The sequence below is a fragment of the Glacieibacterium arshaanense genome (assembly GCF_004681125.1).
Classification (GTDB): domain Bacteria; phylum Pseudomonadota; class Alphaproteobacteria; order Sphingomonadales; family Sphingomonadaceae; genus Polymorphobacter_A; species Polymorphobacter_A arshaanense.
This window is the reverse complement of sequence record NZ_SIHO01000001.1, coordinates 507149-528723: the sequence shown is the minus strand read 5'-3', so window position 1 is coordinate 528723 and position 21575 is coordinate 507149. Positions and strand designations below refer to the sequence as shown.

The window sequence follows — 21575 nt, the reverse complement described above, 5'->3', positions numbered from 1 at the left end:
ACCCCCCAAATGGGGGTGTGGCTCCGCGGCCAGACGCGGCAAATATCGGGCTCAGTATTGGCGGCATCAGCGCCGCGACGAATCCGGGCGCACCGCATGCAGATGCGGCCCGCCTGACCAACTGGAAGCCGGCCGGACCCCCTAACCCACGGCCGGCTTCCACTTTTTTTGGTGTTTGCGGATAGCAAGAGCAGGAAGGGGCGCGGGCAAAGCCCGCGCGTCGGACGGGTTCATCGGCGAGATCGCCGCTACCCCGCCGGCCGGGCGCTGCGCTGAGTCGGCGCGTAAGACAGAATTCGCGAAGGGCGAATTATGCCTTACGCGCTCGCCAGCTGGGCCCCCATCATCGCGTGCAGCATATTGATCGCCTTCAACGGCCGCACCATCACCTTGAAGCGGCTGATCTTGCCGGCGTCGTTCCACCAGATCATGTCGATGCCGTTGATCTTGATACCGTCGATTTCGTTCTCGAACTCGAGGATCGCCGAATTGTCGGCGCGCCATTCGCCGACGTAGCGGAAGCCCGAGCCGCCGAGCACACTGCCCGCCGCGCCGAGATACTTCAGCGTGATCGCCTTGCCGCGCTGCGGCGTGTGCACCACCGGCGACTCGAACACCACGTCATCGGCGAGCATCGCGTCGAGCGCGGCGTGATCGTGCGATTTCATATAGGCATACCAGCCTTCGACAGGGTGACCCATCAGCGCAATTCCTCTCCGAACAATTTGCCCAGGAAGACCGTTTCGACTTCGCGGCGCAAGTCATTGTTGGGCTTTTTCTGGAAGCCATGGCCTTCGTCGGCATAGAGCACGTACCAGGTGTCAACGCCGTTGGCGCGCAGGCCTGCGACGACCTGTTCGGACTCGCTTTGCGGCACGCGCGGGTCGTTGGCGCCCTGCATCACCAGCATCGGCTTGGTGATTTTCGCCAGATTGTTCATCGGCGAAATTGTCACGAACGCCTTGGCCATCGCGGGGTCGCGTTCGTCGCCATATTCGGCGCGGCGGTTGTCACGGCGATAGGCTTCGGTGTTCTGCAGGAACGTCGTGAAGTTGCTGATGCCGTAGCGTTCGACACCGCCGACCAGCCGGTTCGAATAATGCGTCATCACCGCCAGCGACATATAGCCGCCGTACGACTGGCCATAGACCGCGACGCGGCCCGCATCCATATCTGGCTGTTTGCCGACCCAGTCGAGCAGCGCGCCGATGTCCTTGACGCTGTCCTCGCGCTTGGCGGCATTGTCGAGGTTGAGGAAGCGTTTGCCGTAACCGTCCGAGCCGCGGACGTTGGGCAGGATGACGGTGGCACCGAGCACGCTGGCAAAATATTGCGCGCCGGGGTTCCAGCCGGTGCGCGTCTGCGATTCCGGCCCGCCGTGGATGTCGATGATCACCGGCGTGCGCGTGCCGGGTGCCACCTTCGGGCGATAGACCAGCGCCGACACCGTCTCGCCGTCGAACGATTTGAAGCGGATGACTTCGGGCGACGCGAGCTTCGCCGGATCGAGCCCGCCGAGTTCGGAGCTGGTCCAGCGCGTCAGCGTGCCGGCGGTCGAATCCCAGCTCCAAGCATCGCCCGCCGACGTCGGTGTCTGCATCGAAAAGCCGAGACGGTTGTTGTCGGGCGCGAAATGCAGATTATCGATAACGCCGAGCGGCAATGCCGGCTGCGGCAACGCGCGGCGCGTGACGAAGTCGCGCACCACCAGCTTCGACGCACCGTCGACATTGATGACGGTGGCGAGGATGCGGCCATCATCCGACACTGCAAAGCCTTCGATATCCCATTGCGGATCGCTGGCGACTTCGGTCAGCGCGCCGGTGGCGATGTCGATGCTGACCAGCCGGCGCAGGTTGCTGGCTTCGTCGGTGATCGCTAGCACGCTGCGGCCGTCGTGGCTGAACTTGGCGCCCTCGAAACGCGCCGGCTGGCCCTGGCTGCGGATCTGCCGCGCCTTGCCGCTGGCGATGTCGAGAATGAACAGCTGCGATTCGCGGTTCGAAATACCACGCTCGAACAGCAGTTGCGTCTTGTCAGCCGACAGGTCGTTGGTGCTGACCGAGCCCTGCGCCTGATAGATGAGGCGGCGGCTGGCGGGGTCGGCGGGGTTCGCCGCCATCAGCGCATAGTCGCCCGAGCCCTTGACGGCGCGCGCCCACAGCACCAGCGAGCCATCCTTTGCAATCACCGGCCCGCCATTGCGTGTGCCGGCTTCGGTCAGCTGCACCGGCACGCCCGCCAGCCCAGCGCGGTAAAGCTGGAACCATTCGTCGCCGCCGGTATCGCGGCCGAGCACGAAGTCGGTGGTGCCGGGGATGGTCTCGGCCCCCGCCACCGGCTCAGCAAAGAACGTCAACTGCGTGCGCGCCGCACCGGGTGCCGCAACACGGTGGATCTGGTTGGTCGCACCAAACCGCGTGGTGATCAGCATCGAGCCGTCGGCGAGCCAGTCCTGCAACACTGCAGCGCGATAGTTCTGGAAGCGCTGAACTGCTGCCGAAACGCCCGCTGGAATCGGTGGCACATTCTCGAGCTTCGTCGTGCCGACCATGCGCACGCTCGGCGCTGGAGCCGGCGCCGCAATTGCAGTGGTGCCGAGCAGCAGCAGCGCGACGAGCGCGGGCGCGCGCCAGACGGAATGGGTCATGCGGATGTCCTTTGAATCCACCGAGAAGGCTTGTGTGTCAGCCAAACGGCTTGTCGATAGCGACCGAACGGCTGGTGAACCATTCGGCGCCGGTTTCAGTGACGAAGAAATGATCCTCAAGCCGCACCCCGAAACGGTCGGGTATGACGATCATCGGCTCGTTCGAAAAACACATGCCGGGCTCGAGCAATGTCATGTCGCCGCGCACCAGATACGGCGCTTCATGGATGCTCAGGCCGATGCCATGGCCTGTGCGATGCGGCAGGCCGGGCAGCCGGTAATCGGGCCCGAGGCCGTGGCGTTGCAGCGCATGACGCGCCGCCCAGTCGACCGCCTCGCAGGCGACGCCGGGACGCACCGCGTTGAACGCCGCCTGCTGCGCTTCCGCCTCGATATTCCAGATGCGGCGCTGCTCGGCACTGGGTTCGCCGAACACATAGCTGCGCGTGATGTCGCTGTTGTAACCGGCAACCAGACAGCCGGTGTCGATCAGCACCATGTCGCCTTCGGCGAGCACGCTTTCACCGGGCAACCCATGCGGATACGCCGTCGAGCGCCCGAACTGGACGATGGCGAAGCTGCTGCCCGCGGCCCCGATGGCGCGGTGCGCGTCATTGAGGAAGTTGCGGATTTCGGTCGCGGTGATGCCGGGACGCAGGATTGCCGCGGCACGGCGCTGCACTTCGAGCGTCATCAGCTTGGCCTGCCGCATCAGCGCGAGTTCGGCGGGCGACTTGATACGTCGGCAGCCATCGACAATCGGGCTGGCATCAATCGTCCGCAGGCCCGTGGTGGCGTGCCGCAGCCGGTCGACCATGACGAACGACATCTGCGGATCGACCGACAGAACGCTGCTTTGAGTCTGGTTGAGCGCGTGCGCAACCAGCGCATAGGGACTTTCATGCTCTTCCCAGGTCCGGACTTCGCAGGCGATATCGAGCACGGCATCGAGCGAGCCGCGCTCGAACTCAGGGCAGATGATGATCGGCAGGCCGCGCGGCGGTAACAGCAGCGCCACCAGCCGCTCGCTCGCGCCCCAAGGGATGCCGGTAAAATAGTCAAGACTGGCGCCGGCACCAATCAGCAGCGCATGCGTGCCGGCTTTGTGCACCAGCGCACGGGCATGATCGATACGCGCCTCGCGCTCATCGCGGGTAATGCGCGGCGCAGGTTTGTCCCAGGGCTTGATTGCGGCGAGCTCTGCCGCTGCCGTCGAACCACCGATGCCGTTAGCCATGCGCGTTCCCTGTTCTGACCGGCCCGCACCTTGCGTCAGACAGGCGCGCCAGACAAGCCGGCAAGGTGGTTGATGGCGCGATTCAACCAGACAAATCAGATTGCTTGCGGGTTTCGGCGCCGCCGCCAGCCAACAACACCGCCAACCATCCCGAAGCCGGCGATCATCATCGCCCAGCTGGCGGGCTCGGGAACGTTCGAGGACGGCACATAGCCATCGCTCAGCGTGTTGAGGAAGGCGACGATATCGGCCTTGTCGCGCTTGCTCAGCGGCAGATTGCCGAGTTCATCGGCATTCTTGGTCGCGTCGAATTCGGCCGCGGGCCAGCACCCGAGTGTGACAGCCTCGGTCGCGGTGACGGTCGGATCGACGCACACCGGCTTGCTGTCGCGCGTCGCATAGAAATCGACGACCTGGTCAAGGCTGGTGAACCAGCCGTTGTGGCCATAGGGCGCGGTCAACGCGATGTTGCGCAGCGTCGTCACCTTGAAGGCGCCGTAAAGGCTGTCATCCCCGACCACGCCGCCCAGGCCATAGTCGAGAAACGCTGCGCCATCGGGGTTGTACTGGAAATCGAGGCTGAGGAAATCGCTGTGCCAGTTCTTGGGGCTGCCGATGTTGTCATAGGTGAAGTCGGTGAACAGCGGCAGGCTGCCGTCATCGCCCGGCGTACTGATGTGACATGCCGCGCAATTGCCCTTCATCGGGTCATTGAATGCCGCCAGCCCGCGCATTTCCTGCCAACTCAACCGCGCCTGCCCTTTGAGCGAATAGTCATATTTTGACGTGAACGGCGACAGCTCGCTCGAACGTTCATATTCGGCAATCGCGCCGGCGAGGTTGTTGTAGGCGACATCGACGTCATCGAAGACATTGGTACCGTAGACCGTCATGAACGCTGCCGCGTTGGCGCCGGACTGCAGCCGCGCGACGACATCGGCGCGGCTGGCATTGCCCATTTCGACCGGGTTTAGAAACGGGCCCTTGGCCTGCGCCTCGAGCGTCGCGGCACGACCATCACCGAACTGGCCGCCAACGTAGAGCCCCTCGACCGGATCGAAATGGAAGTCGGGGCTATACGCCATGTACATTGCACTCGGCGCATTCCGGTTGCCGAAAAGCGTCGGATTGTCGCCTTTGGAGGTGGCATGCGTCTTGTCGGGGTCGGTAAATGCCGACGCAGGGCTGTGACACGACCCGCAGGACTGGTTGCCGCTGTGCGACAATGTCGCATCGAAAAACAGCGATTTGCCCAATGCCTGCTGCGCCGTCAGCGCCGCTTTTGCCGGCGACGCCAGCGCTATGATTGCTGCCACACCCACCCAAGTCCAATGCCACATCGTCTGCCCCTGCCCTCTAGCAATATCCACAACTGCGTAGAGCATACATTGCTATTGAGAATCAACCGCATTTACATTGCAGAATTGTGAAGGCAGCAAATTGCAGCAGCCGCCTTCAGAAGCGAACCGTTGAGAATGCCGGGTCGGGTGCGGCTTCGCCGACCAGCATATAGGCGACGATTTCGCCGGTCACAGCTGACAAAGTAAGTCCTAGGTGGTTGTGGCCGAACGCCGCGGCAAGATTGGCGGTGCCGGCCACGCGGCCAATGGCGGGCAGATAGTCGGGCAGCGTCGGGCGGCTGCCGTACCACGGGGTGACTTCGCCTTCGAACGCCAGCCCGAGTTCAGCAACGTGGCGCTGCAGTCGCGCCCATTTGCGCGGGTCGGGCGGCAGGTCGGCGCGTGAAAATTCGACAAAGCTCGCGGCGCGCAACCGGTTGCCGAAGCGCGTGACGATCATCGAGCGATCCTCGAATACCCTTGGTGGCAGCATCGCGCCGCTGGTGGGCGCTTCGATGTGATAGCCGCGTTCGGCAATCAGCGGCACGCGCACGCCGACGCCGGCGAGCAGCGCTGCAGAACCGATCCCTGCCGCAACGAGCACGACATCGGCGTCGAGACCTTCGCCGCCGACTTCTACCGTCACACGGTCGCCTCGCTTTACTAACGTCGCCGCGCCAAGGTGCCGGACCACCCCTGCCCGCGCAAGCGCGGCCGCCAATGCCTCGGCAAGCTGCGTTTGGTCGGCAATCTGCGCCGAGCCTTCGCACCGCACGGCCCCGGCAAACGCCGCCCCCATCGCACCGCGCAGCACCTCAATCTCGGTAGCGGTCGCCTCGCGGATGGTCGCGGAGCCGGTGTCGGTCGCGGCCCAGGCAGCGCGCCCGGCGGCGGCGGTCGCGGCAGTTTCCCACAGAATGAAATGCCCATCCTCGCGCAGCAGCGCCGCATCTCCGAGGTCCGCTGCCAGCCGTCGCCACGCCGGCATCGCGCCCGCCATCAGCCGCGTCAGCGCTGCCTTGCCGGCATCGAAGCGCGTTGCCGCCGCCGCCAGACGCAGCCCGAACGGCAGCCATGCGCCAATCGCCGCGACCGGCAAATCGAGCGCACCGCCGCGCGCAAAATGCCGACGCGGCGCCGACCGCAAAGTCGCCCATGACGCAATCGGCTCGACCTGCTCGACGGCGATATGCCCGGCATTGCCCCACGATGCCGGGCGCTGCTTCGGGGCATCATCAATCACCGTCACCGCCAGACCGGCGCCGGCCAACCGCAACGCGCAGGCGCTGCCGACCAAGCCGCCGCCGATGACGATGGCAGTGCGGGGCGAATTGGACATGGGGCGGGGCTTTCGGTTCGCGGGCGGCGCGCTATAAGGCTGCATCCCTGTTTCTGGGCCTTTTTGGAGAACTGCCGTGGCAAATGCAAAGCTCGACTGGACCGGTGTCTACCCTGCGGTGACGACACAGTTCGACGCTGACCTGTCGGTCGACCTTGCCGCCACCAAGGCGGTGCAATCGGCGCTGATCGATGACGGCGTCGACGGGTTGATCCTGCTCGGCACCTGCGGCGAGAACAACAGCCTTGAGCCCGATGAAAAGCGCGCGGTGCTGGCGGCGGCACAGGACAGCGTGCGCGGCCGCGTGCCGGTGCTGTCGGGCGTCTCCGAACTGACCACGCCACGCGCCGTGCAGTTCGCGCGCGATGCCGAAGCACTGGGCGTCGATGCGCTGATGGTGCTGCCGGCGATGGTCTATGTGCCCAAACCCGACGAGCTTTACGCACATTTCGCGGCGGTCGCGGCGGCGACCAGCCTGCCGATCATGCTCTACAACAATCCGCCCGCGTACCGCGTCAGCATCGATATCGACGTGCTGAAGCGGCTGGCCGACATCCCCAACATCGTCGCGGTCAAGGAAAGCGCCCCCGACCCGCGCCGCTTCACCGACCTGATCAATGCGTTCGGCGACCGCTTCGTGCTGATGGCCGGGCTCGATGACGTCGCCTTGGAAGGCTTGATGCTCGGCGCCAAGGGCTGGGTGTCGGGGCTGACCAGTGCCTTCCCGCGCGAATCGGTGGCGCTGGTCGCAGCGGTCAAGGCCGGTGACTGGGACAAGGCGCGCACCATCTATCGCTGGTTCATGCCGCTGCTACACCTCGACGCCGAACATGACCTGGTGCAGTCGATCAAGCTCGCCGAGCAGATCATGGGCCGCGGTTCCGAACGCGTCCGCATGCCGCGCATGCCGCTGACCGGTGCACGCCGTGCCGAAGTCACCGCGATGGTCGAAAAGGCCGCCGCCACCCGCCCTGCGCTTTAAATGACGCGCCACACTTTCTTCGCCATCGACGGCCACACCGCGGGCAACCCGGTGCGGCTGGTCGCCGGCGGCGCGCCGCTGCTGCGCGGCAATTCGATGTCCGAGCGCCGCGCCGATTTCATGGAGCGCTTCGACTGGATTCGCACCGGGCTGTGCTTCGAACCGCGCGGCCATGACATGATGTCAGGCGGTTTCCTGTATCCGCCGACGCTGCCCGACACCGATTTCGGCATCCTGTTCATCGAAACCAGCGGCTGCCTGCCGATGTGCGGCCACGGCACGATCGGCATGGTGACGTTCGGACTCGAGCACGGTCTGATTACCCCGCGCGCGCCCGGCCATCTGCGTGTCGAGGTGCCCGCCGGCATCATCGAGATCGACTATGTACAGGATGGCAACAAGGTCACCTCGGTCAAGATCCGCAACATCGCCTCCTACCTCGCGGCGCGCGGCCTCAAGATCGAGGTCGAAGGGCTGGGGCCGCTGACACTCGATGTCGCCTACGGCGGCAACTACTACGCCATCGTCGAACCGCAACCGGGCTATCCCGGCATCGACGCGCTGGGTGCGGCAAGCATCCTCGAACTCAGCCCGAAGGTCCGCGAAGCGGTGCGCGCGGTGTTCCACCCCGTTCACCCCGACGACCCACGCATCAACGGCGTCAGCCATGTGCAATGGGCGGACGTACCCAAAGCCAACGACGCCAACGGCCGTAACGCCGTGTTCTACGGTGACCGCGCCATCGACCGTTCGCCCTGCGGCACTGGCACGTCGGCGCGATTGGCGCAGCTCGCCGCGACCGGCCGTCTGGGTATCGGCGACCACTTCGTCCACGAAAGCATCATCGGCAGCCGCTTCATCGGCCGCGTCGAAGCGCACACCAAGGTCGGCGACTTCGACGCGATCATCCCGAGCATCGAAGGTAGCGCCTGGACCACCGGCTTCAACACGCTGTGGATCGATAGCGAACAGCCGTTCGCCGCGGGGTTCCAGCTTGTTTAGGCTTGCCGCGGTTGCGCTGCTGCTCGCCGCACCGGCGCTAGCACAATCGGTCGCGCCGCCGAGCATCCCCGAAGTCGATGCCCCCGAACTGGCGAAGCTCGGCGCGGCAGCGGTCGGCGTGCGGACGCTGACTTTGGTCAACAAGGATCAGCCCGACGTGCTGGCGACTGACCCCAAGACCGGCGTCGTGCCGCGCCACGACCGCGTCCTCAAGGTCGATATCTTCTATCCCGCTCAAGCCAGCAAAGCCGCGCGCGTCACCTACCGCGCCGCAATGACCGCCGAGCCGCCGCTGCCGCCGGTGGCGTTCAGCGTGCCGGGCATCGCGGTCGAAAATGCCAAGCCGGCGCCGGGGCGCTATCCGCTGGTGGTGCTCAGCCACGGCTACGGCAATGTCACTGCGGCGCTAAGCTGGCTCACCGAAAACCTCGCATCGAAGGGCTATGTCGTCGCTGCGATCCGCCACGACGACCCCGATATCGCCGACCGCGCCAAGTTCGTCGGGCCGCTGGTCAACCGGCCGCGCGACATCGCCTTTGTCGCCGCCAGCCTGCAGAAGCAGTTGCCCGACCTGATCGACCCGACGCGCACCGCGCTGATCGGCTATTCGATGGGCGGCTACGGCGTGCTGACAGTGGCGGGCGCCGCGATCGATCCGGTGGGGATGCTCGCCAAAGGCGTGCCTGGCGGCGAGTTGGTGACGCTGGCCAAGAACCCCGCCACGCTGCAGGTCGCCGGATTGAAAGCGGTCGTGGCGATTTCACCGTTCGGCGGCAACGGCCTCGACATCTGGGGCAGCGACGGGCTGGCGGGCGTTTCGGTGCCGTTGCTGTTCATCGCCGGCAACCGCGACAAGGTCGTCGGCTATGACAAGGGCGCAGCGGGGTTCTTCGCTGCAACGCCGCGCGCCGACCGCTATTTGCTGACCTTCCGCGAGGCCGGGCACAGCATCGGGCTCAACCCGGCGCCGCCCGAAATGACCTCGACATTGTGGGACTTCGACTGGTTCGAGGATGCGGTGTGGCGCAAGCGCCGCGTCAACGCCATCAACCAGCACTTCATCACCGCATTCCTGGCCCGCACGCTCAAGGGTGAGGCCGCGATGGGTACCTATCTCGACGTGCCGGTGGTCAGTTCGGATGACGGCGTCTGGCCGGTGACGCCGGGCGCCGCCGATGCGGTGCCACGTTACGCCGGCTACAGCCCAGGCACCGGCGGCGTGACGGTATGGAAGGGCTTTCTGAAGGGCCATGCGACGGGGCTCGAACTGCGCCACGCTGCGCCCGGTCAGACTTTGACGCGGTCCGCCGAATAGATGTGAAGCCCGCCGCGGTCTGCGGCGAATTCGGCGACGGCTTCCATGAACTCGGCCGAGCCAGGTTGCGCGAAGTGTGTCTTGAGCGCAGCGGCATCGGACCAGATTTCGAAGAACACCAGCCGCAGCGGGTTTTCGGCATCGACGGCGACGCCGTGCTCGACGCAGCCTGTCTCGGTGCGCGAGCGCGCAACATGTGCGAGCGATGCTTCGAGCAAGCGTTCGAAGCTTTCGGGACGCGCGGTCACGTCACCGCGAACGATGATTGTCACGCCACGACCTGCTCGATGGTGCCGAACAGCGGGTGGCCGCCGGCGTCGTCGAACCAGATGCGGACGCGGTCGCCGTGCGTCATGAACGCCGACTTGGGTGCACCGCTGGCGATGGTTTCGACCATGCGCTGTTCGGCGATGCAGCTGTAGCCGCGCCCGCCTTCGGCCACCGGCCGGCCGGGGCCGCCGTCGCTGTCGCGGTTCGAGACAGTGCCCGACCCGATGATCGTGCCGGCCCCGAGCGCGCGGGTTTTCGCGGCGTGCTGGATGAGTCGCGCGAAGTCGAAGGTCATGTCCTCGCCCGCATCGGCGCGGCCATAAGGCGCGTCGTTGAAATCGACCTTGAGCTGGCCGTGCAGCTTGTTGTCGCGCCACGCCGCACCCAGCGCATCGGGCGTCACGAACACCGGCGAAAACGCGGTTGCGGGCTTGCCATGGAAGAACCCGAACCCCTTGGCGAGCTCGGCAGGGATTAGGTTGCGCAGCGTGACGTCGTTGCATAGCCCGACCAGCCGGATGCTCGCGGCCGCTGTCGCATAGTCTGCACCGAGCGGCACATCGCCGGTCACCACGACCACCTCGGCTTCGAAGTCGCAACCCCAGCTGGTGTCGGCGAGCGGGATGGCATCGCGCGGCCCGAGAAAGCCGTCGGAGCCGCCCTGATAGATCAGTGGATCCTCCCAGAAGCTTGGCGGCATTTCGACGCCGCGCGCCTTGCGCACCAGCTCGACGTGATTGACGTAAGCCGAGCCGTCGGCCCACTGGAACGCGCGCGGCAGCGGCGAGGCGGCGGCGCGTTCATGGAAGCGGCTGTGCGGCACCGCGTCATGCGCCAGGCTTTCGGCGACGCCACGCAGGATCGGCTCGGCATGGTGCCAGTCGTCGAGCGCGGCCTGCAGCGTCTGCCATGCCGGCGGCGGCGCGGCGCACCACACCAGATCGTCCGACACCACGACCAGCCGCCCGTCGCGACCATGCTTCAACGATGCCAGCTTCATGGTTTCACATCCCCAAGTCGCGCTTTCGGGAACCCGTCCCAAACGCTGTCATAGCCAGATTGCAGCGCCGGCGAGGCCAGCGCAACCTTCGTCGGCTGCAGCGGACAGCGGCTTTCGACCATGAACGCCATCGTGTTGTCGATCTTGTGCGGCTGCAGGTCGGCATCGGTGGCCGCGCGCCAGCTCGCAAGGTCGGGGCCGTGGCTGGTGAAGCGGTTGTGCAGGCTCAATGCGCCCGGTGCGAAACCGCCGGCCTTGGCGTCATAGGCGCCGGTGATCAGCCCCATCGCTTCGCTCATCACGTTGCGGTGAAACCACGGCGGCCGGAACGTGTCCTCGCCCACCATCCAGCGCGGCGGGAAGATGACGAAATCGGCGTTGGCAGTGCCCGGCGTGTCGCTGGGCGAGGTCAGCACGGTGAAGATCGACGGATCGGGGTGGTCATAGCTGACGGTGCCGATGGTGTTGAACTTCGCCAGGTCATATTTGTACGGCGAGAGATTGCCGTGCCACGCCACCACATCGAGCGGGCTGTGCGGTACGTCCGCCACCCACAGCGCGCCGCAGTAGCGGTTGATGCATTGGTGCGGGGTGTCGTCGTCCTCGAACGCCGCCACTGGCACTTCGAAATCGCGGACATTGGCGAGGCCGTTCGAACCGATCGGGCCCAACTCCGGCAGCCGGAAATCGGCGCCGAAATTCTGCACGACATATCCGTGCGCCGCCCCATCAGGCAGCAGCGCGCGCCAACGCATACCTCGCGGCAGCACGGCGATTTCACCCGGCGCCACGACCAGCCGGCCGAATTCGGTGCGGAAGTCGATACTGCCGGTCTGTGGGATGAAGAGCAGCTCGGCATCGCTATCGAGGAACACGCGGCCCACCATGTCCTGCGTCGCCCCGTAGTGCCCAACGGTGACGCCGGCGCCGGTGGTTGCGTCGCCGTTCGCCAGCATCACTGCGGTGCCGTCGATCAGGTCGGTGCCGGTGACGGCGGCGCGCGGTGACCAGCGCAGTCGGTTCGGCGACGGCGGCACATCGGGCAGCGCTGCGTCAAAGTCAGGTGCGCCGGTGTAAGGCTGATAGGCGCCGTGCAGCGCCGTCGGCCGCAGCCGGTACAGCCACGACCGGCGGTTGTCGGCACGCGGCGCGGTGAACGCCGTCCCGGACAATTGCTCGGCATAGAGCCCGAAAGCCGGCCGCTGCGGCGAGTTGCGGCCGATCGGCAGCGCGCCGGCAACAGCCTCGGTGCTGAAATGGTTGCCGAAGCCGGTCTGGTAGGCGCTCACGCCTTCGTCCCCGGGATGACCCCGCGACGGATCTGGTCGAGCTCGATCGATTCGAACAGCGCCTTGAAATTGCCCTCGCCGAACCCGTCATTGCCCTTGCGCTGGATGATTTCGAAGAAGATGGGTCCGACCATGTTCTGCGTGAAAATCTGCAGCAGCAAGCCGCCGCCGGTTTCGGGCGAGCCGTCGATCAGGATGCGGCGCTTGCGCATTTCCTCGATGTCATGGTCGTGCCCGGGCAGGCGCTTGTCGATCAGGTCGAAATAGCTGTCGGGGCTGTCCTGGAAGACGATGCCGCGCGCGCGCAACCTGTCGACGGTGGCGAAAATGTCGTCGGTGGCGAGCGCCAGATGCTGGATGCCCTCGCCCTTATATTCGCGCAGGAACTCCTCGATCTGGCTGTGCTCGTCCTGGCTTTCATTCAACGGGATACGGATCTTGTCGTCGGGCGCGGTCATCGCCTTGCTGAGCAGTGCAGTCGCCTGGCCCTCGATGTCGAAATAGCGGATTTCGCGGAAGTTGAAGATGCGCTCGTAGAACGCCGCCCAATGGTTCATGCGGCCGCGCCCGACATTGTGCGTCAAATGGTCGAGCGTGTGCAGGCCGACTGAATTGCTGTCACGCACCGCGCCTGGCTCAGTGACGAAATCGACGTCATAGATTTCGTGCGCGCCGTAGCGGTCGACCAGATACAGGTTCGAGCCGCCGATGCCCTCGATCGCCGGGATGTTGAGCTCCATCGGGCCGACGGGGCCGACAATCTGTTTCGCACCGCGCTTCAACGCTTCGGCCAGCGCTTTGCCGGCGTCCGCCACGCGGAACGCCATGGCGTTTGCCGACGGGCCATGGGCGTTGCGGAACTCGGCCGCCTGCCCCACCGTGTCCATGTTGAGCAGGAAATTGACGTCGCCCTGCGCGTAACGCCGCACCGGCTTCGACTTGTGCGTTGCCAGATGCGTGAAGCCCATCGCGACAAACATGTCGGCCATCGCCTGCGGATCGGGGCCAGTGAATTCGACGAATTCGAACCCGTCGAGACCCAAAGGATTATCGTGTGCAGCATCAGTCATGCGGAATTCTCCCTATCCGCACATCTAGTAACATACGTTACCAAATACATCAACTGTCGTGCGGCATCTCAAGCCGGGCCGCGGCAGCTTCGAGCCGGTCGAGCGCACACATCAGTGCTGCCACCTCGGCAGGTGCGAAATCGGCGAGCATCTGCGCTTCGAACGCGCGCGCCGCCGGCACGACATCGGCGTAGAGTCGCGCGCCGGTGTCGGTCAGGCTGAGTAGATGCGAACGGCCGTCGTCGGCATTGTCTTCGCGCGCCAGCAGCCGGCGTTCGATCAGCGGCTTGACCGCGCGGCTGACGGTCATCTTGTCCATCCGCGTGCGCGCGCCGATCGCCTGCGGGGTCAGCCGCCCGGCCTCCCCCACCACGGCGATGACACGCCACTGCGCGATGCTGATGTTGAACAGCCGGTCGTACGACTGCGCGATGACGTCGCTGACAAGGTTCGACACCACCGACAGCCGGTAGGGCACAAACGAGTCTAGGCCGAGTTTGTCGGTCACAGGCCCGGCACCGCGACGACCGCCGGCACATGCCCCCAGGCGCCGAGCGCGCGCACCAGATCGGCACCCGCCAGCGCCAGCGACGCACTGTTGCGCAGCGGGTGGACATGGAAGCACGGCGCCGTTGCCACCGCACGGTCGAGCACCACCGTCACCGCGCCCTCGCCGTCGTTGATCGCGGCAAGCGGCGTCACCGACCCCGGCGTCACCCCGAGCAGCCGCTCCATGTCGACGGCATTGCCGAAGCTCAGCCGTTTGCTGCCGATGACCGTGGGCAGCGCCTTCAGGTCGACACGCAAATCGGCGGGCACCGTCACCAGCCAGAAGCGCGCGCCGGCGTCCTTGAGGAACAGATTCTTGCTGTGCAGCCCCGGCAGCGCGACGTGGAGATGGGCGCTTTCCTCGACAGTAAACACCGCGTCATGCTCGGCCTGCGACCAGGCGATGCCCAGCGCATCGAGCGCCGCATGCAGCCGCGCTTCGGCTGGCGACTGCGCGGTGGCAGTGTCATTCATACCATTCGGCCCCTTTGCGCAATGCCTGCCACTGGGCATCGTCATGACCGTAAATGACCTGCGCGCCATCCGCCTGCAACCGCGCGATTTCGTCGAAACCCGCCATGGTCAATTCCATGTCCCAGCTGTTGCGCGGCGCGAAGCGCTGGTCGAGGTTGACCGCCACCGGCACCGCGTCGGAGGCCAGCACGAACGCCCCGTCACGCGGCAGCACGACATGCGCCACTGTCATCCCCGGCGAATGGCCGGGCAGCGGCAGCAGCGTCAGCGCACCGTCGCCGAACACGTCGCGCGCGCCGGTCAGTTCGTCAAAACTTTGGCCGGTGTCCCAGTCGGCGGCGTAATAGCCGTTGGCAGCGTCGGCATCAGCACGCGCCGCGGCAAGCTCGGCGGCATGGACAATGACGCTGGCGCGCGGGAAAAACCGGTTGCAGCCGCAGTGGTCGGTGTGGAGGTGCGAGCAGATCACCGCGTCGATATCGTCCGCCGCAACACCGGCCAGTGCCAGTTGTGCCACGACATTGTCAGTGGCCGCATGCAGCGGCTCCATCCGCGCCGCCAGCGCCCCCCAATGCCCCATTGCATCGTCGACAACGCCGGGGTGGCAACCGCTGTCGAAAAGCACATTGCCCTGCGCGTGGCGCAACAGCGTGCACGACACCGGCAGCTCGAACAGCGCATCACGGTCGGCGCCTGGATAGTAAGTACGTTGGCGCATGCGCAGGCGCCCGCCCGACAGGAAATGCATCTTCATAAGGCTATTGCTAGGCTGGCACCGTTTGGGCCGCAAGCTGCTCCAGCGCCCCCGCCTAAGGCTTGGGATACAGTTGGAGGAATCCGGGCGCGCGCATGATGTCGCCCGGCTTCAGCTTGGTCGCCATATCGGGAAAATTCGGCAGCGACTTAGCCGCCTTCGGATCGTAATGCGTCCGTTCGCCGAAGAAGCGTAATGTCAGCGTGCGCCGACGTTGGCCAGGCCGCGTCGGCGCGCCGCCATGCATGGTGCGAAAGTGGAAAAAGATGACGTCGCCCGGTTCGACCGCCCATGAGACGATGCTGTGCCTGTCGCGCTCGGCCTCGAAGTCGGGCAGCCGCGGCAACGGTAGTCGCTCGTCGATCGGCCGCGTATCGTCCTTCGGATCGAACGCCGAGGTGTTGTACATCGGGCCGCGGTGCGATCCCGGAATGAACTCAAGGCTGTCGTTCTTGGCCAACGGCTCGAAGGTGATCCAGGCAACCGCCGTGTCCTCGCCATCCATCGGAATATAGGATCCATCCTGATGCCAGGGCGTGCGCCGCGTGTCGCCGCCCTCCTTCAGGAACACCTGCTCGTAGATGAACCAGACGGGATCGGTTCCCCATATCTGCGCGCATGCTTCCGGGATTGGCGAGCCCTCAAGCATTTCCCGATACCCATCGAGCACATTGGGGTGAAAGGAATCGTTGTAGAACAGCGGCTTGCCGTCGCGCTTCAACCACGGTGCGTTCCGCGGCGTCGGATTCGCGAGGCTCCACTCCCAAGCCTTCAAAGCCGCCTCAAGTTGGTCGCGACCTAGCAACCCGGGAATGTGAACCACGCCATCACGCTGGAAAGCTGCGCGCTTCTCCGCCCAATCGGTCATTCAGCACCCTCCCCAGTTTCCGCCGAGCTTATAGTGCGCATCAGCCAAGGCAAATCGCTTAAAGCTGAGCCCCGTGCGAAAGCTAATGCCCGCACTCTTGTTGAATGACGCCAGTCATCCCAGACTCGAGTTCTGAACGTTAAAGGATCATGCCATTTCGGTGCGCTAAACAAATGGTACCGCCGCCGCATAATGCTGAAAACTGGAGCCCGGTGCATGGTGATCCCTACGGGACTGCACAAATGTATATGATTCAATGAGTTAATTTGGCTAACTACATAAACTCACGGATTGGAATCGTTGGGGAACTCTTAGGTTTTGGCTAACCCTCAGATAGCGCAATCGGTGCCTGCGGGGCCAAAAGCTGCCCGGCAGCTTCGCGCTCCAAATCAGTCGTTCAACGGCATCTAGGTCGATCCCGAAAGCGGTCATTCCGCTTTAACCTGCGGGCGGTTTTGGGGGTGCGCCGCCTACTGTGTGATCGGCACTCTCAGCGGAAAATCGCCTTGCATCCCTGATATTGAAGCGGGTGAAACGTCAAGTCGGCTAGGCAAATTCACACAGCTGCACATGACATATCCGTACACGCCATCTGCCCCGTTCTCTCGGCGATAGTATGCAAACGAAATTATGTTTTTCTATTTGCTGTCATTTTGATAACAATCGAAGAAGTGGCGGGGGCGACTTCTACAATGAGCGATTCAGATCTGCCGGCAAATGACCAATGACACAGCCGGTGGTTCTGATGGCATTTGCCGACGACGGGCTGCCAGCACTGAATGCCGAGCGCAAAGGCATCACCGACGCCCTTTATCCCGCTAAAGCGCGCGGTTCGATCGACTTCGCCATCGAGCCCAGTTCCGGAATCGCCGACATTTTCCAGCTGTTCATCCGCAATGACGGGCGCGGCGCCGTGTTCCACTATGGCGGGCACGCGAGCAAAAGCACACTTGAATTGAAGGCGGTAGACGGGGCTGGCGAAGTCGCCCATGCTGAAGGCCTTGCAGATTTCCTTGGCCGTCAACGCGGTCTGCAATTGGTGTTTCTCAATGCCTGTTCGACTGTCGGTCACGTGGAGCTGCTGTTGGCGGCCGGAGTCAAGGCCGTCATAGCCACGGCTGCTCCCGTCAATGACGAGATCGCGCGGGATTTCGCACTTTCGTTCTACAGATCGCTGGGCGGTGGCAGGTGCATCCAGGATGCATTTCTGGACGCCGCAGCCGAGGTCAAATCGAGGTCGGGTGACGCGGCACCAATCATGGAAACGCGGGGCATCGGGCGGCTGGGCGCCGAGCCGATCGATCCGATCATGCTTTGGGCACTGCATGTCGGCCCCTCGGCCGGCGATGTGCTCAACTGGAAAATACCGACAGAAGATACCCGCACGGTCAAGATCGCGCTTCCCGAACCCGAACGCGGCCGTGCCAATGTCCTCAACACGGTGCTGGGCCCACGGCTATTCGAAGCCGCCGCGCCCTACTGCTGGGAAGTTCAGGACTGCATCCGGAATGCGGGCAGAACTGGGGAACCGATTGATATCGACGCCACCTGGGAAGAAGTTGCCAAGGCATTTCCCTTTCCAGTCGGGCTCGGCATCCGCCGCCTCAACGCCGATTCCAATGCCGGGCGCGAATGGTTGACCGATGCTGTTGGACTCTACAAGGCGACAAGCAAATTCTTCGCCTTCGTCGTGATGATTCAGCTTTGGGAAAACGTCCGCACCAACAACAAATGGAAGTGGGCGACCGACCAGCGTGAAATCGTGCTCAACTTTTCAAAGCTGGTGGCGGATGACGACCCGACGTTCGACTATGTCGGCTTGATCCTGGCCGGACTGGAATCGCTGCGGGTCAATGACGTGACCCCGTTTCCACCGCAATGTGCCGACCTTTCGCAAGCGCTGTCGATGCCGGCGGTGGCCGAAGCCCGTGCAGGGCTGCAAGCCTTGCAGGGGCGGCTTGCCGACTTTCCTGCCGACATGGCCGATGACGCACTCTGCGCTCAGACGGAAGCGCAACTGGCCCATTTCCTGGCCCCGTTCGCCTTCATCACCGGCTACGATCTGGCAGCATTCAAGGACATCAAAATCCTGCAATCACGGATGAAGGTCATTCAATTCCGCCACCTGAAGGTGCGGCTGGCGCAAATTTCCACGGTCAGTAGCAAAGACAATGCGGTCAATTACGACTTTTATGCTGATAATGACTCAGTCCTGCTGATGGACCGGATGAAGGGTGGCAGCCCACGCTGGATCAACCTGACACCGTTCATCATCGATCAGAACGCCCTCAACGGGCAAAGCGGCTCCAAGCTGCATTTTTTCGCAGGCCGTCAGGCCGAGGGCAGCGTCTTCCGGTTCATCGAGAATGAAAAGCGGACGATGGACATCGACGCGCAATCCTATCCGGAAATCCACGATCAGATCCTGGATTTCCGCAGCACCATCGAACGGCAGCTTTAGCCATGGTGCCGCGTCCTTCGCCCTTCAAGTTCCTCGATGCCTATGACCGCGATGACGCCAATGTGTTCTTTGGCCGGACGCCCGAGGTCGAGGCGCTTTATGAGCTGACGTTCCAGTCATCTTTGATTCTGGTCTACGGCGCGTCGGGCACCGGCAAGACCAGCATCATCCAGTGTGGCCTTGCCGATTGCTTCCGCCCCACCGACTGGCTCGAGGTCTTCGTCCGCCGCCGCGGCTCGATAAAGCAGTCGCTCCACGATGAAATCCGCAACCACGCCAAGCGCAAGATTCCCGACGACGTCGCGCCGCTCGCTGCCATCGAGGCGCTGTTCCGCGATCATTTTCGGCCGATCTACCTGATCTTCGACCAGTTCGAGGAATTGTTGATCTTCGGCAGCGAGGCCGAGCAGAACGAGTTCATCGCGACGCTGCAGACGATCGTCGCCTCCGACGTAAACTGCAAGATCATCCTGAGCATTCGCGAGGAGTATATCGCGCAGTTGCGGGCGTTCGAGGCAGCACTGCCGACACTGTTCGATCACCGCATCCGTATCGAGCCCATGGGCGAAAAGATGTTGCGGCAGGTCATCGTCAACATGTGCGCGGCCTATGGCATTGCGTTGGAAAATGGGGATGCGACCGCGTCGCGGATCATGACGCAGCTCGGGCCGCGCAGCGGCGCACAACTGGCGTTTCTGCAGGTCTATCTTGACTCGCTGTGGCGCAAAGCGGTCGCCGCGGATGAGGATGGGCCAGTGGTCTTTACCGAAACGCTCATAGCGCACACCGGGCAGATCGACGACGTGCTTGGCAGTTTCCTCGACGAACAGACCGCCGCGATCCAGGCGCGCGTGGCGGCGCAGTTTCCGGGCGTCGCGCCGTTGATGGTGCAGCATCTGCTCGAAGAATTTGCAACGCTTGAAGGCACCAAGATCCCGCGCGACAAGGCGCAGGTGCGCGACCTGAGCGGCGCCGAGGATGCCGCGGACGATTATTGCCTGCAGCAGTTGCAGGAATCGCGCATCCTGCGCGACGCCGACGGCCTGCTTGAACTCGCACACGACAGTCTGGCGTTGCGCGTCGCAGACCGGCGTAGCGCCGACAGCAAGGCGGCGCTCAAGATCGAAAAGATCATCCGCGACCGCTTGTCAGCGTTCGAACAGACCGGCACCTGGCTCAATGCCGAAGAAACGACGCTGGTACGCAGCACGTTTGCAACATTGCGCCTGTCGCCCGCAGAGTACGACTTTTACAACGGCAGTGTCGAAAAGGTGGCGCAGGCCGAAGCCGCAGAAGAAGCGCGACGACAGGCCGAACTGGCGCGCGAGCGGGCGCTTTCGGCGGCCAACGAACGCGCTGCGCATGTCGCGAAGCAGCGCACACGCTGGGTTGCGGCCGCAGCGCTGGTGATGTTGCTGCTGACCGCGCTGGCAGGACGCTCCTTCTTCAACGCGGAAAAGGCGCTGATCCAGGCGAGCGCACTTCTCGCGTTACAGGAAGCAGACGCCGACCCGTCCTCCGCCATGGCACGGATTGCGAAGGCAGATCCGGCTGGACGCTTCCCGATTTCGCTGTTTCTTACACACTGGGATGAACCACTGTTAAGTGTTGCTCTAGCGCAAGCAGCCGCGCATCGTGAATTTAGACGCTTCATCGGTCATCAAGATCAGGTCTCCAGTGCCGCCTTCAGCCCCGACGGCCGGACTATCGTGACGGCGTCGGACGACTACACTGCGCGACTGTGGGACGTTGCCAGCGGGCGCGAATTGCGAAAGCTCGTGGGACATGACGGCCCGGTCAACAGTGCCGCCTTCAGCCCCGACGGCAGGACCATCGTGACGGCATCGAACGACAGGACCGCGCGGCTGTGGGATGCCACCACCGGGCGCGAATTGCGAAAGCTCGTGGGACATGAGGTTCGGGTCAACAGTGCCGCCTTCAGCCCCGACGGCCGAACCATCGTGACGGCGTCGTACGACAATACCGCGCGGCTGTGGGACGTGGCCAGCGGGCGCGAATTGCGAAAGCTCGTGGTACATGACGGCCTAGTCTTAAGTGCCGCCTTCAGCCCCGACGGCCGGACCATCGTGACGGGGTCGACCGACAAGACCGCGCGGCTGTGGGACGTGGCCAGCGGGCGCGAATTGCGAAAGCTCGTGGGACATGAGGATCGGGTCTACAGTGCCGCCTTCAGCCCCGACGGCCGAACCATCGTGACGGCGTCGTCCGACAATACCGCGCGGCTGTGGGACGTGGCCAGCGGGCGCGAATTGCGAAAGCTCGTGGGACATGATGGTGCGGTCTCCAGTGCCGCCTTCAGCCCCGACGGCCGAACCATCGTGACGGCGTCGTCCGACAATACCGCGCGGCTGTGGGACGTGGCCAGCGGGCGCGAATTGCGAAAGCTCGTGGGACATGAGGTGCCGGTCTGCAGTGCCGCCTTCAGCCCCGACGGCCGGACCATCGTGACGGGGTCGACCGACAAGACCGCGCGGCTGTGGGACGTGGCCAGCGGGCGCGAATTGCGAAAGCTCGTGGGACATGAGGAGTGGGTCAGAAGTGCCGCCTTCAGCCCCGACGGCCGGACCATCGTGACGGGGTCGACCGACAAGACCGCGCGGCTGTGGGACGTGGCCACCGGGCGCGAATTGCGAAAGCTCGTGGGACATGAGGTTCGGGTCAACAGTGCCGCCTTCAGCCCCGACGGCCGAACCATCGTGACGGCGTCGTACGACAATACCGCGCGGCTGTGGGACGTGGCCAGCGGGCGCGAATTGCGAAACCTCGTGGGACATCAGGGCTGGGTCCGTAGTGCCACCTTCAGCCCCGACGGCCGGACCATCGTGACGGCGTCGGCCGACAAGACCGCGCGGCTGTGGGACGTGGCCAGCGGGCGCGAATTGCGAAAGCTCGTGGGACATAGCGATGCGGTCACCAGTGCCGCCTTCAGCCCCGACGGCCGGACCATCGTGACG

18 protein-coding genes are annotated in these 21575 nt (G+C 64.4%); 5 read left to right on the top strand and 13 right to left on the bottom strand.

What is annotated here, in order from left to right; all coding sequences use genetic code 11:
- Nucleotides 1–317: 317 nt before the first annotated feature.
- The 5 genes from EUV02_RS02410 to EUV02_RS02390 all read right to left on the bottom strand — a co-directional run bounded on the left by EUV02_RS02410 (nt 318) and on the right by EUV02_RS02390 (nt 6566).
- Nucleotides 318–701 (bottom strand): nuclear transport factor 2 family protein, encoded by a 384-nt coding sequence (locus EUV02_RS02410; RefSeq protein WP_207790093.1) that lies wholly within the window; start codon nt 699–701, stop codon nt 318–320.
- Nucleotides 701–2650, bottom strand: a complete 1950-nt coding sequence (locus EUV02_RS02405; RefSeq protein ID WP_135244620.1) for an alpha/beta hydrolase family protein — start codon at nt 2648–2650, stop codon at nt 701–703. The genes EUV02_RS02410 and EUV02_RS02405 overlap by 1 nt, the downstream gene beginning before the upstream one ends.
- Nucleotides 2651–2687: 37 nt before the next feature.
- Nucleotides 2688–3887, bottom strand: coding sequence for a M24 family metallopeptidase (locus EUV02_RS02400; protein ID WP_135244619.1), 1200 nt, complete (start codon nt 3885–3887; stop codon nt 2688–2690).
- A gap of 95 nt (nt 3888–3982) precedes the next feature.
- On the bottom strand, nt 3983–5227 hold the full coding sequence (locus tag EUV02_RS02395; protein ID WP_166430467.1) for a cytochrome c peroxidase: 1245 nt from the start codon (nt 5225–5227) through the stop codon (nt 3983–3985).
- A 115-nt stretch (nt 5228–5342) separates the two neighbouring features.
- A complete protein-coding gene (locus EUV02_RS02390) occupies nt 5343–6566 on the bottom strand; it encodes an NAD(P)/FAD-dependent oxidoreductase (protein ID WP_135244617.1) in 1224 nt (407 codons plus the stop codon).
- Between the two features lie 76 nt (nt 6567–6642).
- On the opposite strand from EUV02_RS02390, the gene EUV02_RS02385 reads away from it, so the two are divergent.
- The 3 genes from EUV02_RS02385 to EUV02_RS02375 are packed head-to-tail and all read left to right on the top strand — an operon-like array spanning nt 6643 to nt 9865.
- The gene (locus EUV02_RS02385; protein ID WP_135244616.1) at nt 6643–7548 is read left to right on the top strand and encodes a dihydrodipicolinate synthase family protein; all 906 of its coding nucleotides are present in this window, start codon (nt 6643–6645) and stop codon (nt 7546–7548) included.
- Nucleotides 7549–8550, top strand: coding sequence for a 4-hydroxyproline epimerase (locus tag EUV02_RS02380; RefSeq protein ID WP_135244615.1), 1002 nt, complete (start codon nt 7549–7551; stop codon nt 8548–8550).
- A complete protein-coding gene (locus EUV02_RS02375; RefSeq protein WP_135244614.1) occupies nt 8543–9865 on the top strand; it encodes an alpha/beta hydrolase family protein in 1323 nt (440 codons plus the stop codon). The genes EUV02_RS02380 and EUV02_RS02375 overlap by 8 nt, the downstream gene beginning before the upstream one ends.
- Here EUV02_RS02375 and EUV02_RS02370 read toward each other — a convergent pair.
- The 8 genes from EUV02_RS02370 to EUV02_RS02335 are packed head-to-tail and all read right to left on the bottom strand — an operon-like array spanning nt 9838 to nt 16139.
- Nucleotides 9838–10137, bottom strand: a complete 300-nt coding sequence (locus tag EUV02_RS02370; protein WP_207790091.1) for a putative quinol monooxygenase — start codon at nt 10135–10137, stop codon at nt 9838–9840. The two genes, EUV02_RS02375 and EUV02_RS02370, sit on opposite strands and share 28 nt — an antisense overlap.
- Nucleotides 10134–11135, bottom strand: coding sequence for a fumarylacetoacetate hydrolase family protein (locus tag EUV02_RS02365; protein ID WP_135244613.1), 1002 nt, complete (start codon nt 11133–11135; stop codon nt 10134–10136). Before EUV02_RS02365 ends, EUV02_RS02370 begins: the two co-directional genes overlap by 4 nt.
- Nucleotides 11132–12424 (bottom strand): homogentisate 1,2-dioxygenase, encoded by a 1293-nt coding sequence (gene hmgA / locus EUV02_RS02360; protein ID WP_135244612.1) that lies wholly within the window; start codon nt 12422–12424, stop codon nt 11132–11134. The genes EUV02_RS02365 and hmgA overlap by 4 nt, the downstream gene beginning before the upstream one ends.
- Nucleotides 12421–13494 (bottom strand): 4-hydroxyphenylpyruvate dioxygenase, encoded by a 1074-nt coding sequence (hppD, locus tag EUV02_RS02355; protein ID WP_135244611.1) that lies wholly within the window; start codon nt 13492–13494, stop codon nt 12421–12423. The genes hmgA and hppD overlap by 4 nt, the downstream gene beginning before the upstream one ends.
- A gap of 49 nt (nt 13495–13543) precedes the next feature.
- Nucleotides 13544–14002 (bottom strand): MarR family winged helix-turn-helix transcriptional regulator, encoded by a 459-nt coding sequence (locus tag EUV02_RS02350; protein WP_135244610.1) that lies wholly within the window; start codon nt 14000–14002, stop codon nt 13544–13546.
- Nucleotides 13999–14517 carry a prolyl-tRNA synthetase associated domain-containing protein gene (locus EUV02_RS02345; protein ID WP_135244609.1) on the bottom strand — a complete coding sequence of 173 codons (519 nt, stop codon included), beginning with the start codon at nt 14515–14517 and terminating at the stop codon, nt 13999–14001. Before EUV02_RS02345 ends, EUV02_RS02350 begins: the two co-directional genes overlap by 4 nt.
- Entirely contained in the window at nt 14510–15271 is a 762-nt protein-coding gene (locus EUV02_RS02340) for an N-acyl homoserine lactonase family protein (RefSeq protein ID WP_135244608.1), read from the bottom strand. Before EUV02_RS02340 ends, EUV02_RS02345 begins: the two co-directional genes overlap by 8 nt.
- A 55-nt stretch (nt 15272–15326) precedes the next feature.
- Complete coding sequence (locus EUV02_RS02335) at nt 15327–16139, bottom strand: phytanoyl-CoA dioxygenase family protein (RefSeq protein WP_135244607.1); 813 nt, start codon at nt 16137–16139, stop codon at nt 15327–15329.
- Between the two features lie 745 nt (nt 16140–16884).
- Here EUV02_RS02335 and EUV02_RS02330 point away from each other — a divergent pair.
- Nucleotides 16885–18600, top strand: coding sequence for a CHAT domain-containing protein (locus EUV02_RS02330; protein ID WP_166430466.1), 1716 nt, complete (start codon nt 16885–16887; stop codon nt 18598–18600).
- 2 nt (nt 18601–18602) lie between these two features.
- A partial coding sequence (locus tag EUV02_RS02325) for an nSTAND1 domain-containing NTPase (protein ID WP_341533698.1) occupies nt 18603–21575 on the top strand: 2973 nt, incomplete at its 3' end.

What these genes read in the sequence shown, in the direction of transcription:
- EUV02_RS02330 (WP_166430466.1), top strand. Translation starts at nt 16,885, where the DNA reads ATGGCATTTGCCGACGACGGGCTGCCAGCACTGAATGCCGAGCGCAAA.
- EUV02_RS02390 (WP_135244617.1), bottom strand. Translation starts at nt 6,566, where the DNA reads ATGTCCAATTCGCCCCGCACTGCCATCGTCATCGGCGGCGGCTTGGTC.
- EUV02_RS02340 (WP_135244608.1), bottom strand. Translation starts at nt 15,271, where the DNA reads ATGAAGATGCATTTCCTGTCGGGCGGGCGCCTGCGCATGCGCCAACGT.
- EUV02_RS02335 (WP_135244607.1), bottom strand. Translation starts at nt 16,139, where the DNA reads ATGACCGATTGGGCGGAGAAGCGCGCAGCTTTCCAGCGTGATGGCGTG.
- EUV02_RS02380 (WP_135244615.1), top strand. Translation starts at nt 7,549, where the DNA reads ATGACGCGCCACACTTTCTTCGCCATCGACGGCCACACCGCGGGCAAC.
- EUV02_RS02365 (WP_135244613.1), bottom strand. Translation starts at nt 11,135, where the DNA reads ATGAAGCTGGCATCGTTGAAGCATGGTCGCGACGGGCGGCTGGTCGTG.
- EUV02_RS02405 (WP_135244620.1), bottom strand. Translation starts at nt 2,650, where the DNA reads ATGACCCATTCCGTCTGGCGCGCGCCCGCGCTCGTCGCGCTGCTGCTG.
- EUV02_RS02410 (WP_207790093.1), bottom strand. Translation starts at nt 701, where the DNA reads ATGGGTCACCCTGTCGAAGGCTGGTATGCCTATATGAAATCGCACGAT.
- EUV02_RS02400 (WP_135244619.1), bottom strand. Translation starts at nt 3,887, where the DNA reads ATGGCTAACGGCATCGGTGGTTCGACGGCAGCGGCAGAGCTCGCCGCA.
- EUV02_RS02395 (WP_166430467.1), bottom strand. Translation starts at nt 5,227, where the DNA reads ATGTGGCATTGGACTTGGGTGGGTGTGGCAGCAATCATAGCGCTGGCG.
- hppD (WP_135244611.1), bottom strand. Translation starts at nt 13,494, where the DNA reads ATGACTGATGCTGCACACGATAATCCTTTGGGTCTCGACGGGTTCGAA.
- EUV02_RS02345 (WP_135244609.1), bottom strand. Translation starts at nt 14,517, where the DNA reads ATGAATGACACTGCCACCGCGCAGTCGCCAGCCGAAGCGCGGCTGCAT.